The sequence below is a fragment of the Zeimonas arvi genome, from assembly GCF_008039575.1.
Taxonomy (GTDB): Bacteria; Pseudomonadota; Gammaproteobacteria; order Burkholderiales; family Burkholderiaceae_E; genus Zeimonas; species Zeimonas arvi.
Genome location: NZ_VDUY01000007.1, coordinates 210,501 through 226,826, shown reverse-complemented (window position 1 = coordinate 226,826; position 16,326 = coordinate 210,501). Strand labels below are relative to the sequence as shown.

Sequence of the window (16,326 nt, the reverse complement as noted above, 5' to 3'; positions counted from 1 at the left end):
CGATCACCCAATCAACCGCGTTGACGAGTTGCTGCCGTGGCGGATCTCGATCGCGGCGCTGGCTGCCGAGCCGATCGCTGCCTGATCAACACCGGCCGGTCAAGACGGCCTTGGGCGGACGCTTACGGCGAGACCGTGGTCGAGGCTGAAGATCCACCTGGCCTGCAGTGACCCCGCTCGACCGCCCCTGCCGGCACTGTGCCCACTGGCTGCGCTGGGACCCCTCACGCGCCGCCGTTTGCGGGCTCGACGACCGGGTGCAGATCGTCGCCCAGCCTGACCGGGGGTGCGCGTTCTGGAAGCGCGAGCCTGGCGCCGACGATGACGTGGCCGAGGCGTTCCCTACGTCACTATTGCCGCGCCTGGCTGCGCGCGTCGCGGATCCGCAGGAGGAACTCACGCTCGGGCCTCGCCAGAAACACGACGCCAGTGGAAGTCGCGAAGGTCCCGCGCAGCGTCACCCGTTCGAGCCAACCGCCCCGCAGCATGGTGCGAGCAAAGAAGTTGACCCAGGGCTCATCCCGCTGATCCAACGGAACGAACCATGAAGCCTCCTGTCCGTGGCCAAGCTCAATCGGCAGGGGGCTACTGAAAACGGAGCCAAAGTTCTGCATCGCGTGCCTTCGTGACGGCCACCCCACTCTCCAGCCGATGCCCGTGATGCGCACCGGCCGGTCACCCGTATTGGTGATGTGAAACACGAGGAACTCTGGCGGGTCACCGACATCACCGGGAGAGATGATGAGTCGAAGGCCGACGGAAACCCGCGCACGGGGCGTATACGCTCTTCGCGCCAGGTAGAGCGAGACGATGACGGCGCCAGTCGTGCCAAGGGCTGAAAGCCAACCCGAGAACGAGTTGATCAGTTCCCACTCTTCCTTGCCTATCCCTAGCAGCACAGGACCCCTACCGATCGCTGCGCATCAGCGGAAGAGCGCCCTGAGAGGCGCGTAGGCGATCTCGCCCCACCATGGCATCGCTTCTGCCCTGGCCCGCCGGTGAACTTCGAGCCCGTCTTCGAGTCGAAGGACTAGTCGATCCTCTAGTTGCGCGCACCGAGGGTCATCTGGCGCCTTCAAGGTGCGAACCCCTACAAGAGCCTTCGAGGCCCTGTCGAGCGTGTATGTGTACCGGGCACACGTCGCGGACTCAGTCGTGAAGACAATCGTGTGCTCATCCCATTTCTGGATCCTGTACTCCTCCATTTCCGCGACGAGGTAGTCGTTATCGTTCACCAACTTCGCTCGCGCCTCCTTGCAGAGTCCCTCCCGCCTCCTGCAAGTGACCGACGACGTCTGGAAAGGTGACGCCGATTTCGCGCCCTCGATAGTCCAGGTGCCCTCGGCGCTGGCGTAGCCGCCATCCCAAATGTCGGTGAACACCGACCTCATCGGCAGAAGCGCCGGCACCTTGCTGTCGATCTCGTTCCCCGCAGCGATCAAGACAAGCACCCAGGCGACCAGTGCGAAGATGATCCACTTGAGTATTCGCCAGACCGGTCGCCCGCGGCTCGCTGTGCCATCTGCCATCTTCCCCTCCCCCTTCACGGCGAAGCATGCCTCACCATCCGGCACGAGGGCAACGTCGCCTCCCTCGACAATCACGAGGCCCGTTGGCATCCTGTTGGCACGAATCCACCGGAGCATCCGCCATGCGGCGTTGCGCATCGCCCCTACTCTTCTGCGCACTGGTGTCCTCGGCGTCAGGAGCGGACGCGCAGCAGTCGATAGTCACACGCTGCGCCAACCCGAGCGGGCACACTTATTACCCGCAGCAGCTACTGGTTACGAAAGGGAAGGCCGGCTGGGCAACCGACGCGATCAAAGACGGTAGCTACCTGCTGCTTCGCAGGGACAGCGGAAAGTTCGACATCATCTACTCGGACTCGATGAACCGGACGGTGAGCAGCCTCGACGACGGTGCACAGATAATCCTGGTCGATCAGACGGAGAACCAGATGGTGTTCCTCGTGCACTACCCTGGCACGAACGTCGAAATCTGGTACTTCCGAATCGACGCTGGTGGGCGGGGTGAGGTGACCGTCTCCCAGGCGCGCTTCGGCGAGGCGACTTTCATCCAGAAGCACGGTCTGATGCGCGCGGCGTGCGCGCGTTGAATGCACAGACCATGCCTGTCCTGATCGTCGCGAAGCCCGGTTTCGAGGACAAGCTGAAGAAGCGGACGCTGACGAACCTCTACAACGAGCGGCCGACGTGGCTCGCGAACATCCACCGCGATCTCGACGCTGCTGTCGCGAAGGCCTACGGGTGGGACGACTACACGCCCGAGATGCCGGACGACGAGATCCTGCGGCGGCTGTTGGCGTTGAACCTTGAACGGGCCCCGAATGGGGCCGAGAAATGAGCGACGAGGGACAGCAGGCAACCGCGGCGACTGAAGTAGCGCCAGTCGGGAAACGAGAAAACGTCGCGAGTCAACGCTTGCGGTTTCGCCCTCGGCATCTCCAGTACGCGATTCCCTACAGTATCGCGGTCTCCGTCCTCTACCTCTGGGGCTATTGGGGCGTCTTCCAAATCAACCCGTTGGAGTACGTAGGAATCGGGGACGTTGTGAAGCTCTCGGTGTACCCGCTCTCGGTTGCTCTCGTCACCGGGGCTGTACTCATAGGAGTTGTTCGTGGGGTCATTGGCGTTCTAGAGCATCTGTCCGCCGCGCTGGACCGCATGGGCAATTGGCTTTGCCCCAAGAACCCGAGCCGCGCCAAAACGATCGCGAACCTTTCTTGGGTTGGCATCTTTGCGATTATCTTTTTCATTGGGCTTTACATCCAGGTGCCCGAAGCCGCCGAGCCGACCGCAGAAACTCGAAGCCTGATCGTGTGGTACATCGCGTTAGCTGCGGGACTCTGGTTCAGCGTATCGCTGGCGGTCAAGGGCGGGTCCGACCCTGCAGTTGCGGCCATTTTCGACTCCCGCCTGCTGGCCATGCTCTCCCTCTTCATCGTCACAGCGCCAATCTTTTGCGCTTTCCCTGCCGGTCGTGTATCCGCGCATGAGCGCCTGCGCGACGGCTGCGCTCCTGTCGAGATAGCCGGTTCACGCTCCTCCGCGATTTCGACGCCCGTCGCTGGCAGCACGTACTTGGGCTACCTCGGCGACCATGTTTTCGTGCGCGAGTGGAGCACGGGCGCTGTCGTCGTCACAAGATTCGCGGAAGGACGGTCCTTGGTGCTGCTGCCACTCGACACCCGCTCGGACGGTCGCCCAACGGCATGCGATGTCACTTCCGATGTGAACGTGCGATCCGCGCCTACCGAGCGCGCGCCGAGCCCAAGCGACAAGGTAACCTAGTTCCTGCTGGCCCGGGGCCAGCCCCGTGGATTTACAGACCACTTGCCGACGGGACCCAACCGGCTAAAGCGTCGAGCCCGCGCCCTCCCCGCACGCTGGCAAGACGACCACTCGATCGTCTTGCGGGAAGGAGAACACGATGTCCACCATCTCCCCAGGCACGCTGTGCCTGACCTGCAACTGCAGCGACCCGCGCAACAACGGAAAGCTGGTGCTGGTCGTCTTCATCGACCCGCACCGCGCCGAGACCCCCTACCTGATCGAGCGCGTCGACGGTCTGCGATTCGCGTCCGCGATGGGTCGCGACGGCGAGCCGATGCAACGGTCCCCTGGTCCACGCCTGTGGGCAGCACGCCGCAAGCTCAAGCCGATCGACGATCAGGAGCTGACCCCACTCGACGTATGCGAGCTGGAGGTGGCTGGATGAGTGCCCACCTTCGCCTGGTCTCGACCAGCAAGCACCCCATCGACGATGGCTGCCTCGATGAGCTCCGCAAGCGAGGCATCGCGATGACGGTCAGCAACTACGTCGTGGCCGAGGGGCTGGACTGGCCGCTTGAAGGCGAGCACGCAGCCTACGTCGACCAGCTGGTCGAGCTCGGCGCCCTGGTCGAGGATCAACCGCAGGCAAGGCGCCGGCGTCGATGATCTCGATGAGGATGGCCTCGATGGCCGCCGCGCGGGTGGGCGCCGAGTTGGCGCGGACCCACAAAAAGGCGCGACAGTACGCAGCGCGCCTTCCCGGCGCCTGACGAGGTCCTTCGGGCGGCGACTCACCCCGGCCGAGTTGCCGTCCGCGCAGGCCTGGCCGGCCGGCGTCGCCGCCACCACAGGAGCATGCCAGTCACCGCACCAGTGGCCAGCAGAACGCCGGAAGCGAAGACGAGTATCGTCCAGGGTAGCCCCCAGAGCTCGCCGCTGTGCAGCGGATAGATGTAGGCGTAGGCGCGCGTGCCCGGATCCAGGTCGGTCCAGCGGTTCACCTGGACGATCTCAGCGCTATCGGGATGCGCCCACACGGAGGTGAGGCCGTTCGGGTGCGGGTCGTCCGGCAGGCGCAACCGGATCCTCACCGGCATGTCGGCGCCGGCTGGAACCTGCACGTAACCGACCATGGCGTCCGGGAACATCGTCCGGGCATGCTCGACCGCCAGGACGACGGCTTCGATCGAAGGCGGTCCCCCGGCCACCCGCGGCGGGCCCGCCGGACTCGCCATGCCGAGCTTCGTGACGGCAGCCGCCAACGGCGGCCAGGCCATGTAGGCGCCCGTGGCAACCGAGACCATAACCAGCAGCCCGAAGAGCGCGCCGGTGACCCGGTGCAAGTCGAACAGCGCGCGCAGGCCGCTCCCCGAAAGGCGAATCGACCAGGCCTGCCGCCAACCGGACGGCCACCACAGGTACACGCCCGAGGCCAGCATCCCGAGGTAGCCGGCCGCCGCGAGGGTCAGCACCGCCTTCCCTGGCTCGCCGGCGAACAGGCTGGCGTGCAGCGCGAACAGCAAGCCCATTGCCCCTTGCGTTTCGCCGCGACGGCCCAGCACGTCCCCGGTCGAGGGATGCAGGAAGATCGTCCCGCTCCACTCGCCCCTCACCATGGCCTGGAAGGATTCGTCCTTCTCGCGCGGCGGGCGAAGCGTGAGCGAGGCGTCCTGAGCGATGTCCGCCGCGAGACGGGCCAGCACCGCGCGGTAGTCGACCGGCCCGGGTTCTGCGACACGATGCAGACGGTCGCCGAGAACCTCGTCGAGCGGATCGGCGACGAGCATCGCGCTGCCGGTGACCGCAGACACGAACAGCACGACGCCCACGGCCAGCCCGAGCCAGCGATGCGCCGCCAGCCACAACCGCCGCGCGCGAACGCGAGCAACGCTGGGCGGCACGCTGGCCGGCTCACCAGGCATGCTTGTAGGTCGCGTGAAGCACCGCGCCCGATGCGGCCGCATAAGCGGTGTTGCCGTACACGCGCGGATTCACCACGGTCTGCGAGAAAGTGCTGTGGTACTGCTCGTTGAGCAGATTGTTGATGCCGAAGGACAGCGTCCCCTTCTTGCCGATCCGGTACTCGCTCACCCAGTCGAGGATCGCGTAATCCTCGATCCGGTTCTGGTACGCGGCGGTGCTGCTCGGGTCGAAACGGTCCCGGCTGCCGCTGTAGAGCACCTGCAGGCGATTCGACCACTTCGGCGTGGTCTGATGCTCGACGTAGGCCGTCAGCTTCGGGGGCATGATGGCATCGTTGCCCAGGTAGCCAATCTCGGCGCCGGTCGCGGCGTACTTCTTCCCTTCGAGCCAGGAGAAGGTGCCGCCGGCTCGCCAGCTATTCGCGAACCGGTGATCGACGGTGGCCTCGAAACCGTAGATCTTCTCGGGCGCTCGCACGATCGCAGCATTCAGGCCGCCGGAGCGGGCCCCGAGATCATTCTCGCTCCAGAAGAGCGCGAAACTTGCCCGGGTCCCGCCCCAATTGCCGCGCACGCCGACCTCGTAGTTGTCCACCACCTGCGGCTGGGTGTTCAAGGCGGCGAATGAACTTCCGGCTGCCGCGCCGCGCAGCGTCAGCCCCATGTCCGGCAGCGAGAATCCCTGGTTGTAGCTGGCGTAGAGGTTGATCCGCTCGTTCAGGTCGAACACTGCGCCGAGGTTGTAGAGCGTGTCGCTGTAGCGCTTGCTCCCGCCGCCGACGGCCCCGCCGTCGATGTTCGTGAAATCGCCCACGTCGACGTCGATGCTTTCGTGGCGCAGCCCACCGCGCAGCAATAGGCCGGCGGTCGCCTGCCACTCGAGCTGGCCGAAGAGGCCGGTGCTCACCACGTCGTACGGAGGTACCCACGTCACTACCTGGCCGGTGCTCCGGAAGACGCGCCCGCCGGAGGCGGCATAAGCCGCCGGATCGTGCACGTATCCGGACTGCGAGGTCTCCTCGCGGATATGATCGGCGCCCCAGACGAGACTTACGCCGTGCCTGTCGGAAAGCAGCGTGTCGAACTCCAGGCGTCCGCCGAGCTTCGTCGAGTCGATGAAGGACTGGAACACCTCCGGCCCTGCCCCGGTGCCGTCATGCCGCCGGTACGGCGCGTAGACCGTCGTGTAGTCCCGGGCGAAGAGCTGGGCGTGCATCTTGCTGCCCCAGATTTCCTTGTTGTTGTAGTCCAGCGAGACGAGGCTATTCTTGGAGCCTTCCTTTTCGTCTAGCGACAGCCCCGAGATGGCCCGCGACTTGTGCCCCCGCAGCGGCGCCGCCGGCACGGACGGATCGGTGGTGTAGTCGGTGTCCTGGTCGGCCTTGTAGGCCTGCGCCGTGAGCTGGATGCTCTGACTGGCGTCGAGCTGGTAGCCCAGCTTGCCCAGCAGGCTGTAGCTGCGGGTCTCGGACAGGCTCCCCTGGTTTGCGCCGGAGGGCGGAATCCGGTCGCCGTCTGCGTCGAAGAACGCGCCGGTCTGCTCCACGGCGACATTGAAGAGGAAGTCGACCTTGTCCTTCGAGCCGGAAGACGTGTGGCGAAGCACCGTACCCAGGCTGTCGGCCGGATGGGACAGCGACAGGTTGCCGCCCACCTCGGTCGAGTGAGCGACCGCGCCACCTCCCTTGCGAGTGATGATGTTGACCACGCCACCCGTGGCGCCGTCTCCGTAGATCGCCGTTGCGCCGCGGATGACCTCGATCCTTTCGACCGCCGACGGATCGATCAGCGTGAGGATGCGCGCACCATTGCGGTTGGTGCTCTGGGGCACGCCGTCGATCAGGACGTTGATGTTGCGACCTCGCAGGGTCTGCGTGAAGGTGCTCGGCGACTCGCGCCCCACCGCGAAGCCGGGCACCAGCTTGCCCAGGATGTCGCCGAGTCCGCTGCCGGCGCTTACCTGCCGCTCGATCTCCTCGCGGCGCACGATCGTCACCGACTGCGGAACGGTATCGACCAGAGCCTCGGAGCGGGTGGCCGTGACCGTGACCTCCGGGAGCGAGGCGGCCGGAGCCGGCTCCTGGGCATGCGCCAGCGCGGCGCAGCTGCTTGCCACGGCTGCTGAAAGGATGCTGCGGGGAATGCGGCGGGCGCCGGACGCGTGCGCTCGCGCCTGCGGTGTGTTTGCTGTCATGGGTTCAGGGACCGGGTTGGGTGCTGGACGGCCCCGCCTGTCGAACCCGGCGGGGGCGCGAAGACGGGTGTCTCGACCGCTTCGTTCCATGATTCTAATGCGAGTGATTCGCATTTGCATTCCAGAAATGTGCCTGTCGGCACGATGCCCTCGCCAGCTCACGCGATATCCAGGGCGTGACGCTGTCTGCCTTGTCGCCAGGCTTCAACCAGCAGGCGTCTGGCGAAACTCCCATCCGAGCCCCTCTCTGCGCCGCGCTCGCCAGCGGTGAACTGCTCATCCGCGGGAGTTGCTTCATCGGCTGCGTTCAGCTGATCGCCGTCCGGGCCGGTGCGTTGAAGATCGTCGAGAGCCCGCGCTCCGAACAACTAGGTGCTGCCTACGTGTGCGGGGCGCTGCGGGCCGACGGACACTCGGCCTCGGTCGACGACGTGAGGCCATCCGGGACGTGGGGACCAATGCTCGACCCGCCTCACGCCCAGGATGTCAACGTCGTAACGGCCGCCATGAAGTGCTGCTTCGCCGGCGTGGGGTTGGGCGCATGTGGGCTGGTGCGCGCCTATACCGACGCGCTGGCGCAGGTACTGCTCGGTGCCGGGAGAACACCCATCGTCCTCAGGCAAGCGCTGCGCTGCCGGATGCAGTACGCGCAAGATGGCCTCATCCGGCGCTAACTCGATCACTGACGCTCGGCGTCAAGAAGGCGCCGCTGCCGCACCTCTCACTTCAGCTGCACGTCACACGCGAGCAGGATCAGCAAGTTTCCGATCGACGACAGTACACTCGACAAACTCCGCCAGTGCGGCATGCCAAATTCCCGCAGCGATTACTCGTAGACTCGGCGCTAGGAGTGGTCGAGTCCGAGTACGAGGCCTACGTCGACCAGCAGGACCTGCTCGGCATCCTGGTGGAGAGCCTCTGGGCTTGGAGGTCGCGACGCACATCGAGCTTCTGTAGCGAATGGGTGGCATCCATGCAAATCGTTGCCAAAGAATCGATTGACCCCGATCACTCCACCCTGCGGAAGGTGGACGCCTTGCCGCCTTCGTGAACCAGCAGGACGTCGAACGGATCCCGTCGGCCGCCGTACGCCGAACCATCCATTCCGGGGGAACCGATCGGCATCCCTGGCACGGCCAGCCCGACCGCCTTCGGCCGCTCCTGGAGCAGGCGCCGAATGTCGCTCGCCGGAACGTGCCCCTCCAGCGCATATCCGTCCACCACTGCCGTATGGCAAGATCCGAGCGCCTGCGGAATGCCCAGGCGCGCCCTAACCGCGGCGTTGCCAGTTTCGTTCACCGCGACCTCGAAGCCGTTCGCCCGGACATGCTCGATCCAGTCCCTGCAGCATCCGCAGGTCGGGCTCTTCCAAACCTCGATTCGGGGAGCGCCCTTGCCGGGGTTGCCACTTGAAAAAGCGGGCGCGCCGACGAGCAGCAGGCCCGCCCAGAGCCATCGCCGTCTGGCGTCAAATCGGAGGGTCTCACGTGTCGCGGTGCGTTTATCGATCGTTTTCATTTGCCTGCTCCTTCTGTTGCGACGCGGGCCAGGCCCGCGCGCGGCATCGACTTTTCGACAGTTCGCGGCATGCGCATCAGCAGGTAAGCCGCCGGAATCACGAAGAGGGAAAGCAGTGGTGCGGTGATCATTCCGCCGACCATCGGTGCGGCAATCCGGCTCATCACCTCGCTGCCGGTGCCGGTGCCGAGCAGAATCGGCAGCAGGCCCGCGATGATCACCGCAACCGTCATGATCTTCGGGCGCACGCGCAGGACCGCCCCCTCGCGTATCGCGCCTTCCAGGGCCTTGCGATCGCAGTCCCCGGCCGCATGCCGTGGCTCCCAGGCGTTCTTCAGGTACAGAAGCATGATGACGCCGAACTCGGCGGTCACGCCCGCCAGCGCAATGAACCCCACGCCGGTAGCAACCGACAGATTGAAGCCCAGCCAGTACAGGAACCACACCCCGCCGGTCAATGCGAACGGCAGAGTCGCCATGATCAAGAGGACCTCGTCCAGACGCTTGAACGTGAGGTAGAGGAGCACGAAGATGATCACCAACGTAGCCGGCACCACAATCGTCAGGCGCTGGTTCGCGCGCTCGAGAAACTCGAACTGCCCCGAGTAGGTCACGCTCGTCCCGGGTTCGAGGGCAACGTCGCGCGTGACGGCTTCACGCAGGGCCTCGGCGGTCGAGGAGAGATCGCGCCCCCGCACATCGACGTAGACCCAGCCGCTGGGCCGGGCATTCTCGCTGCGAATCATCGGCGGCCCGTCACTGACCCTGATCCGGGCGAGCGCGCCCAACGTGACTTGTTGGCCCGCAGGCGTGACCACCGGCAACGCAGCCAGCCTGCCAACCGTGTCGCGCCACTCCCTCGGGTAGCGGACGCTGATCGGGTAGCGGGCGAGTCCTTCCACGGTCTCGCCGATGTTCTCTCCTCCGATCAACCCGGCCACGACAGACTGCACTTCGGCGATGTTCATGCCGTGACGCGCCGCCGCGGCCCGATCGATCTCCACGTCGATATAACGTCCGCCGGTGAGTCTTTCCGCTAGCGCTGACGAGACGCCCGGAACGGTCCGGGCAACCCGCTCGATCTCCTGAGTGGCGCGGTCGATCACCGCGAGTGTGCTGCCGGAAACCTTGACGCCGATCGGACTCTTGACCCCGGTTGCGAGCATATCCGTGCGATTTCGAATCGGCGGAATCCAGATGTTGGCAAGGCCTGGCACCTTCACGGCCTTGTCCAGTTCCTCCACGAGCTTCTCGGGAGTCATGCCGGGTCGCCATTCGCTCTGCGGCTTGAACCTGATCGTCGTCTCGAACATCTCCAGCGGCGCAGGGTCGGTCGCGGTTTCCGCACGCCCCGCTTTGCCGAAAACACTAGCCACCTCCGGAACCGTGCGAATCATCCGGTTGGTCTGCTGCAGCAGGTCCGACACCTTCCGGGCCGACAATCCCGGCAGCGCGGACGGCATGTACAGCATGTCCCCTTCGTCCAGTGGCGGCAGGAACTCGCCCCCCAGGCGGCTCGCCGGCCACGCAACGCTGACGAACACGACGAGTGCGGCAGCCAGCGTCTTCCATGGGTTGCGCAGCACGAGCTCCAGGCAGGGGCGATACGCCGCGATGAGCCAGCGATTCAGTGGATTGCGTGCCTCCTCAGGAATCCTGCCCCGGATCCAGTACCCCATCAGCACGGGAATGAGGGTCACGGAGAGGCCAGCGGCTGCCGCCATCGCGTAGGTCTTCGTGAAAGCCAGCGGCCCGAACATCCGCCCCTCCTGGGCCTGCAGCGTGAATACCGGCACGAAGGATAGCGTGATGATCAACAGTGAGAAGAACAGTGCAGGCCCGACCTCGATCGCCGCCTCGGTAAGTTCGGCCCAGCGAGCCTCACCCCTGAGTGTGTCACCAGGGTGGGCATGCTGCCAGGCTTCGAGGCGCTTGTGCGCGTTCTCGATCATGACGATTGCGGCGTCGACCATCGCCCCGATTGCGATCGCGATGCCGCCGAGCGACATGATGTTCGCGTTGACGCCCTGGTGGCGCATGACGATGAACGCGATCAGGACGCCCAGCGGAAGGGCAACGATGGCTACCAGCGACGAGCGCAGGTGCCACAGGAACGCGGCGCACACGAGCGCCACCACGAGGAACTCCTCCAGTAACTTGTTCCTGAGGTTGTCGACCGCCCGGTCGATCAGCTGGCTGCGATCGTAAGTGGTGACGATTTCCACGCCTTCGGGCAGGCTGCGCCCGAGTTCGCGCAGCTTCTCCTTGACCGCTGAGATCGTCTCCCGAGCGTTCTTGCCGGAGCGAAGAATGACCACGCCGCCGGTCACTTCCCCTTCGCCGTCCAGCTCCGCGATCCCGCGCCGCATCTCGGGGCCAAGCTGGACGCGTGCGACGTCACCGAGCGTCACCGGCGTCGCGCCCGACAGCCGCAAGGGCACGGCCCTGAAGTCGGCAATCGAACGCAGGTACCCGCTCGCCCGGACCATGTACTCGGTCTCCGCAAGCTCGAGCACTGCGCCACCGGTCTCCTGATTGGCCATGCGCAGCGCCGATATCACCTGATCGTGCGTGATCCCGAAGCTCGCAAGTCTGGCCGGATCGAGCACGACCTGATACTGGCGGACCATCCCGCCAACGGTTGCCACCTCGGCCACGTCAGGCACCGTCTTGAGCTCGTACTTCAGGAACCAGTCCTGAAGGCTCCTGAGCTGCGAGAGGTCATGACGCCCTGTACGGTCGACGAGGGCGTACTGGTAGATCCAACCCACCCCGGTCGCATCGGGTCCCAGCGACGATACCGTGCCCGCAGGCAATCGTCCCTGCACCTGGTTCAGGTACTCGAGCACCCTGGAACGCGCCCAGTAGAGATCGGTTCCGTCATCGAACAGCACATAGACGAAGCTGTCCCCGAAGAACGAGAAACCCCGCACCGTCTTTGCGCCCGGCACCGACATCATGGTGGTGGCAAGCGGATAGGTGACCTGATTCTCGACGATCTGCGGTGCCTGCCCGGGATAGCTCGTTCGAACGATGACCTGTACGTCGGACAGATCGGGCAAGGCGTCGATCGGCGTGGTCCTGACCGCCCAGATGCCCCAAGCGGTGACGAAACCGGTGATCAGGATCACCAGAAAGCGGTTGGCGACCGACCAGCGAATCAGGGCGGCGATCATGGCTTGTCTCCGGCGCTGCGGATCGATTCCACGACCAGACCATCGTCCGACTGCCGGACCCCGACACGGACGCGGTCGCCCACCTTGAAGCCTTGCAGGAGCTCAGGCCTCGCCAGCGGAAACGGCATCGTCATGCCGGGCATTGCAAGCGTCTTGAACGGACCATGGCTGATGGTGACCTCGGATTCCCCGATCTCTTCGATCGTGGCCTCGGCTTCGTGCAGTGCGACACCTGGCGAGCCTGCAGCAGGACGCTCGTCCGCGCGCGCCAGCAAGCCCATGAGGCTGGCCTCGGAGTCGATCAGGAACTGACCGCTGACGATGACCTGCTTGCCCTCGGTCAACCCGGACACAATGACGGTGTCGTTCCCGATCTCGTCCCCCAGGGTCACTTCCACCGGCCGGAATCGCCCGCCCTCCTCCGCAAGCATGACGATTGCCCGCTTGCCGGTGCGGATGACAGCCTCCGTCGGAACCGCGAGCAGGGTTCGATCCGACTCACTGGCAAGGCGTGCGAGCGCCGTCAATCCGGGGCGTAGCCGTGCGTCACCGTTCGGCAGCTCGAGCCTGACTGTCAGTGTTCGCGTCCTTTCGTTCAGTGATGGCAACAATGCGGCGACACGAGCCTCGAAGACCTCGCCAGGAAAAGCGACGAATCTCACTTCCCCGCGCTGATCGATCCTCATTCCCGAGGCGCTGGCCTCCGGAACCGCAACGTCGAGCCAGACCGTTCCGATCCCGTTGATGCGAGCCACCGTCTGGCCAGAGCCGAGCGTCATGCCTTGCCGCACTCCAAGCTCCTGGAGCACCCCTGCCCGCGGGGCAGTGATCGCGATTCGATCCTGTGTCCGCCCACTTGTCTCGACTTTCCGGATCAGCGACTCGGGCATTCCCGCCAGTCTGAGGCGCGACCGCGCTGCCTCGAGCAGCTGTCGATCGCCAGCGTTTCGCAGCGCGAGGTACTCGTACTGCCGCGCAGCCCACTCGGGCACCAGGACTTCCGCGATGAATGCCCCCTGCCGCAAGACGTCGCCGGGGGCGAGCGGGGCAACACGCTCCACGAAGCCGCCGGTCCGCGCCTGCACGATCGCAACATCCCGCTCGTTGAAATTCAGGACAGCGGAGGCCTCGACGACAGTCTCGGCGGGTATCCGCCTGACCGGTGCGCGTCGTACGCCCAGGTTCTGCGTAGCGCCCGGATCGATCCGGACCGTTGCGCCGGCATCGTCGGTGCCGGCCTCGTCGGCATAGCGCGGCACGAGATCCATATCCATGAAAGGCGACTTGCCGGGCTTGTCGAAGCGGTGCTGGGGACTCATCGGGTCGTACCAGTACAGCACCTTCCTATCGCTCGGTGGGGCGACGGCGGGAGTGCCGTCGACCGCCTCATGGCCGGACGGCGAGCCATCGGCGATCGTCCGGGCAGTCCACCATTCGCCGCCCTTCACCCCGGCGGCGACAAGCAAGACCGCGACGCCGATTCGCAACAAGCTGCTCAGTGTCGAATTCCTGCTCATTTCGCCTGCTCCAAGATCTCCGACGTCCCGAACCCGAAGCGAAGCTCCGCCGCGGCGACCAGCAGCTCACCCTCGAGCTCGATCACCCGCAACTGAGCCTCGATGCGCTCCTGACGTGCGGCGATGACATCTCCCAGTTCGACCGTTCCGCCCCGATAGCCGGCCAGCGTCAGATCCGCCTTCTCGATGGCGAGCGGAAGCAGGACGTCACGCGCTCGACGATGCGCTTGGCCGACCCGCTCGTATTCCGCCAGCGCACTCTCGAGGCCCTGTCGACGCTCCCGCAGCACTGCCGACCGCTCGGCATCGACTCCCGCGCGCTGCGCCCGCCTGGCGGCGATGCGCGGATCCTGTCGCTGGGCGGAAAAAATGGGCAAGTCGAAGCTGAACTCGACCATCACCATGTCGCCAAATCCTTGCCCACGCCGCTGGTACGCGAGCGCAACCCCCCAGTCCGGCTTCTTCGCGCTCTCGGCCGCCCGAATCTCCGCATCCATCGAGCGCGCCGCAGCCTGATAGACGATTACCTCGGGGCGCACCTCGAGGCTCGCCGCCAGCACCTCCCTGGAGATGAGAAACCCGGGCACCGTGCCATCGAGCGGCGCCTCGGCGGCATCGCCTATCCACTGCCGGAGCGCGGCGATTGCCCGTGCCTTGCCGGCCAGCAGTGCGTCGCGCCGATCCGAAAGCCTGGCAAGTTCCTGGCGCGGCGTCACCGTGTCCGCTGCCGATCCGGATCCTCCGGCCAGCCGTGCCCGGACCGCCTCAGCGAAGAGCGCGTTCTCCTTGAACAGCCCGTCGAAAAGGCTCAGTTGCCGCTCGACGCTGTGCCGGCGCAGCCAGGCCATGGCGGCCTCGCGTCGGGCAGTTGCACCTGCCAGGCGGCGCTGCGCGTCTGCCCGATCGACTTCGGCGAGCGCAAGCTCGACTCGCGCCTCGCGCTTGTCCCGGTTGGGCAGCTCCTGCATCAGCTCCACCCGGAAGGCGCTCATCGAGTCGCGATCGATCGTGAACCGATCGACGCCGGAAGTCGGAACATTGTCGAGACCCAGCGCGAGCCTCGGATCCGGCAGTTCCCCCGCCGGTCCGACCTCGTGTCTTGCTGCGGCCAGTCGAGATTGCGCGGCAAGCACGGCGGGACTGCGCTCGCCTGCCGCCCGTATGGCATCTTCGAAGGAAATGGCGCCCGCGGAATGCGCCGCGAAGGCCGCGAGCGCGAGAGCGCCCAGCACCGCCGCATTCGCAATGCGGTGCCTCAGCCGTGCGCGAATGAACACGCCCATGCTTCAACTCCTGAAGGTTTCGCACCGAAGTGCGATCCAGCGCCGACGCGATCGGTCGGCGCGCTAGTTGCTCAGGCAGTCAAAGCGCAGCGGGGGGCCGCCAGATGGAATGCGGATGACGAACGAGCCACCCGCTGTCGAGGGATGGCGATGCGCGGACGGCAGCAAGGGAGGCGGCGAACCCGGTCGTTTCAGGAAGGTGCACTGCGTGCACGCCCGCACAGTCCTGACTCATCTCACAAGCCTGGTCGGTCCCCGCGGAATCGTCTTGGCCGGCGCAGCAGTCGACTTCCGCATCGATGTCGCCGTGGTGCAAGGGAGCGGCGGACTCGGGCTCCGTGTCAACGTGCGCCATCGGACACGGTGCCTGCTGCGCGGAAAGCCCGGCAAACCCGTAGGCCGGAATTGCCAGGCTCAACATCATCACGAGAACGAATCGAAATGCGCCGCTCATGAGAGGAATTATCGCATGAGGCCCGCGAGGATCTCGGGCTGGCAACCTCAGCGATGTGGATGGTCGGGCATCATGCCCTGAACCCCGGGCATGTCGGGCCCGCGATGGGACATGGGCCGGCCCGACCCCGCGTAGGCTTCTTGTGCAGGGTACGAGGAATCTTCGCCGACCTCGGCGTATTGCACGCCACTGCGGCGCTGGGCCTGTTCGAGCTCCGCAATCACCTGCGCGCGCGACACCGAACTCGGGAGCTGATGCATCATCTGGCCCACTTCATTGTTGAGAAAGCTCATGCCGGAAGCGGCCATTGCCGGGGCCGCTGCCGCGGCGACCAAGCCAGCAAGGAGGAGAGTTTTGTAGGACATGTCGAACCTCTTCGAAAGCGATTCAGAAACCAGGCCCCGTCTCGGAGCGAGGGTGACGTCCGATTGCCGTCACGGAACACACTTTAGAAATTCGGGGGCGACGAGAACCTGACGCGTTGGTTACATCTACGACATGTGCTTCGGCCAGCGGCTGCCCCGGGGCGTTCTGCAGTGCGTTACGCGCCTGTAATCTTCGCGTCAGTCCGGCGTCCGGCGAGGCGCCGTATCATCCGGCCGACACGCACCTCAAGGAGAAACCAATGAAAGGAACCCTCGCCACTGCGCTATCGAGCGCCATCCTTCTTGCCGTCTGGACAGGTTCGGTTTCGGCCCAGTCGGCCCGGGCCGGGACCAGCGATGACGGGCACGCCGCCTCCGGTCTGGTCATGAAAATCGAACGTGAACCTGCCCGTGCAACCATCCAGCATGGTCCGGTCCAGACACTGGGCTGGCCAGGAATGACGATGGGCTTCGCCGTCCGGGACGCGACAATTCTCGACCGCCTGCAAGTCGGTCAGAGGATCGATTTCGAGTTCGTGCAGGATGGGAAGCGCTATCTCATCGTCCGGGTGAAGTGACGGGCCGACCAGCGCCGACGCGGCGC

General features: G+C 65.5%; 16 protein-coding genes. 7 read left to right on the top strand and 9 right to left on the bottom strand.

The annotated features are described in order from the left end of the window. Positions 1-350: 350 nt before the first annotated feature. A complete protein-coding gene (locus FHP08_RS16610) occupies positions 351-899 on the bottom strand; it encodes a hypothetical protein (RefSeq protein WP_147705606.1) in 549 nt (182 codons plus the stop codon). Positions 900-923: 24 nt separating this feature from the next. Next, on the bottom strand, positions 924-1,667 hold the full coding sequence (locus FHP08_RS16605; RefSeq protein WP_147705605.1) for a hypothetical protein: 744 nt from the start codon (positions 1,665-1,667) through the stop codon (positions 924-926). Between FHP08_RS16605 and FHP08_RS16600 the strand changes: the two genes are divergently transcribed. From FHP08_RS16600 to FHP08_RS16580, 5 genes are all read left to right on the top strand, one after another. Then, the gene (locus FHP08_RS16600) at positions 1,652-2,116 is read left to right on the top strand and encodes a hypothetical protein (protein ID WP_147705604.1); all 465 of its coding nucleotides are present in this window, start codon (positions 1,652-1,654) and stop codon (positions 2,114-2,116) included. The two genes, FHP08_RS16605 and FHP08_RS16600, sit on opposite strands and share 16 nt — an antisense overlap. A gap of 11 nt (positions 2,117-2,127) precedes the next feature. Beyond that, positions 2,128-2,364 carry an adenine methyltransferase gene (locus FHP08_RS16595; protein WP_147705603.1) on the top strand — a complete coding sequence of 79 codons (237 nt, stop codon included), beginning with the start codon at positions 2,128-2,130 and terminating at the stop codon, positions 2,362-2,364. Further along, the gene (locus FHP08_RS16590; RefSeq protein WP_147705602.1) at positions 2,361-3,311 is read left to right on the top strand and encodes a hypothetical protein; all 951 of its coding nucleotides are present in this window, start codon (positions 2,361-2,363) and stop codon (positions 3,309-3,311) included. Before FHP08_RS16595 ends, FHP08_RS16590 begins: the two co-directional genes overlap by 4 nt. 139 nt (positions 3,312-3,450) lie before the next feature. Further along, on the top strand, positions 3,451-3,738 hold the full coding sequence (locus tag FHP08_RS16585; protein WP_147705601.1) for a hypothetical protein: 288 nt from the start codon (positions 3,451-3,453) through the stop codon (positions 3,736-3,738). Beyond that, a complete protein-coding gene (locus tag FHP08_RS16580) occupies positions 3,735-3,959 on the top strand; it encodes a hypothetical protein (protein ID WP_147705600.1) in 225 nt (74 codons plus the stop codon). Before FHP08_RS16585 ends, FHP08_RS16580 begins: the two co-directional genes overlap by 4 nt. 125 nt (positions 3,960-4,084) lie before the next feature. Here FHP08_RS16580 and FHP08_RS16575 read toward each other — a convergent pair whose 3' ends face one another. Both FHP08_RS16575 and FHP08_RS16570 read right to left on the bottom strand, forming a co-directional pair. Continuing rightward, complete coding sequence (locus FHP08_RS16575) at positions 4,085-5,215, bottom strand: PepSY-associated TM helix domain-containing protein (protein WP_147705599.1); 1,131 nt, start codon at positions 5,213-5,215, stop codon at positions 4,085-4,087. After that, positions 5,205-7,499, bottom strand: coding sequence for a TonB-dependent receptor (locus FHP08_RS16570; protein ID WP_187272337.1), 2,295 nt, complete (start codon positions 7,497-7,499; stop codon positions 5,205-5,207). The genes FHP08_RS16575 and FHP08_RS16570 overlap by 11 nt, the downstream gene beginning before the upstream one ends. Positions 7,500-7,585: 86 nt before the next feature. On the opposite strand from FHP08_RS16570, the gene FHP08_RS16565 reads away from it, so the two are divergent. Then, positions 7,586-8,083, top strand: a complete 498-nt coding sequence (locus tag FHP08_RS16565; protein WP_147705597.1) for a YigZ family protein — start codon at positions 7,586-7,588, stop codon at positions 8,081-8,083. Between the two features lie 334 nt (positions 8,084-8,417). Here the strand turns inward: FHP08_RS16565 and FHP08_RS16560 are convergent, their stop codons facing one another. The 5 genes from FHP08_RS16560 to FHP08_RS16540 all read right to left on the bottom strand — a co-directional run bounded on the left by FHP08_RS16560 (position 8,418) and on the right by FHP08_RS16540 (position 15,722). Beyond that, positions 8,418-8,927, bottom strand: coding sequence for a DUF411 domain-containing protein (locus tag FHP08_RS16560; protein WP_147705596.1), 510 nt, complete (start codon positions 8,925-8,927; stop codon positions 8,418-8,420). Further along, positions 8,924-12,103: an efflux RND transporter permease subunit gene (locus FHP08_RS16555; RefSeq protein ID WP_147705595.1), complete on the bottom strand. Its 3,180-nt coding sequence runs from the start codon at positions 12,101-12,103 to the stop codon at positions 8,924-8,926. Before FHP08_RS16555 ends, FHP08_RS16560 begins: the two co-directional genes overlap by 4 nt. Then, positions 12,100-13,620, bottom strand: coding sequence for an efflux RND transporter periplasmic adaptor subunit (locus FHP08_RS16550; RefSeq protein WP_147705594.1), 1,521 nt, complete (start codon positions 13,618-13,620; stop codon positions 12,100-12,102). Before FHP08_RS16550 ends, FHP08_RS16555 begins: the two co-directional genes overlap by 4 nt. Further along, the gene (locus FHP08_RS16545; RefSeq protein ID WP_147705593.1) at positions 13,617-14,903 is read right to left on the bottom strand and encodes a TolC family protein; all 1,287 of its coding nucleotides are present in this window, start codon (positions 14,901-14,903) and stop codon (positions 13,617-13,619) included. Before FHP08_RS16545 ends, FHP08_RS16550 begins: the two co-directional genes overlap by 4 nt. Positions 14,904-15,404: 501 nt before the next feature. Continuing rightward, complete coding sequence (locus FHP08_RS16540) at positions 15,405-15,722, bottom strand: DUF4148 domain-containing protein (RefSeq protein WP_147705592.1); 318 nt, start codon at positions 15,720-15,722, stop codon at positions 15,405-15,407. Positions 15,723-15,982: 260 nt separating this feature from the next. On the opposite strand from FHP08_RS16540, the gene FHP08_RS16535 reads away from it, so the two are divergent. After that, positions 15,983-16,300 carry a copper-binding protein gene (locus FHP08_RS16535; RefSeq protein WP_147705591.1) on the top strand — a complete coding sequence of 106 codons (318 nt, stop codon included), beginning with the start codon at positions 15,983-15,985 and terminating at the stop codon, positions 16,298-16,300. Positions 16,301-16,326 lie beyond the last annotated feature (26 nt).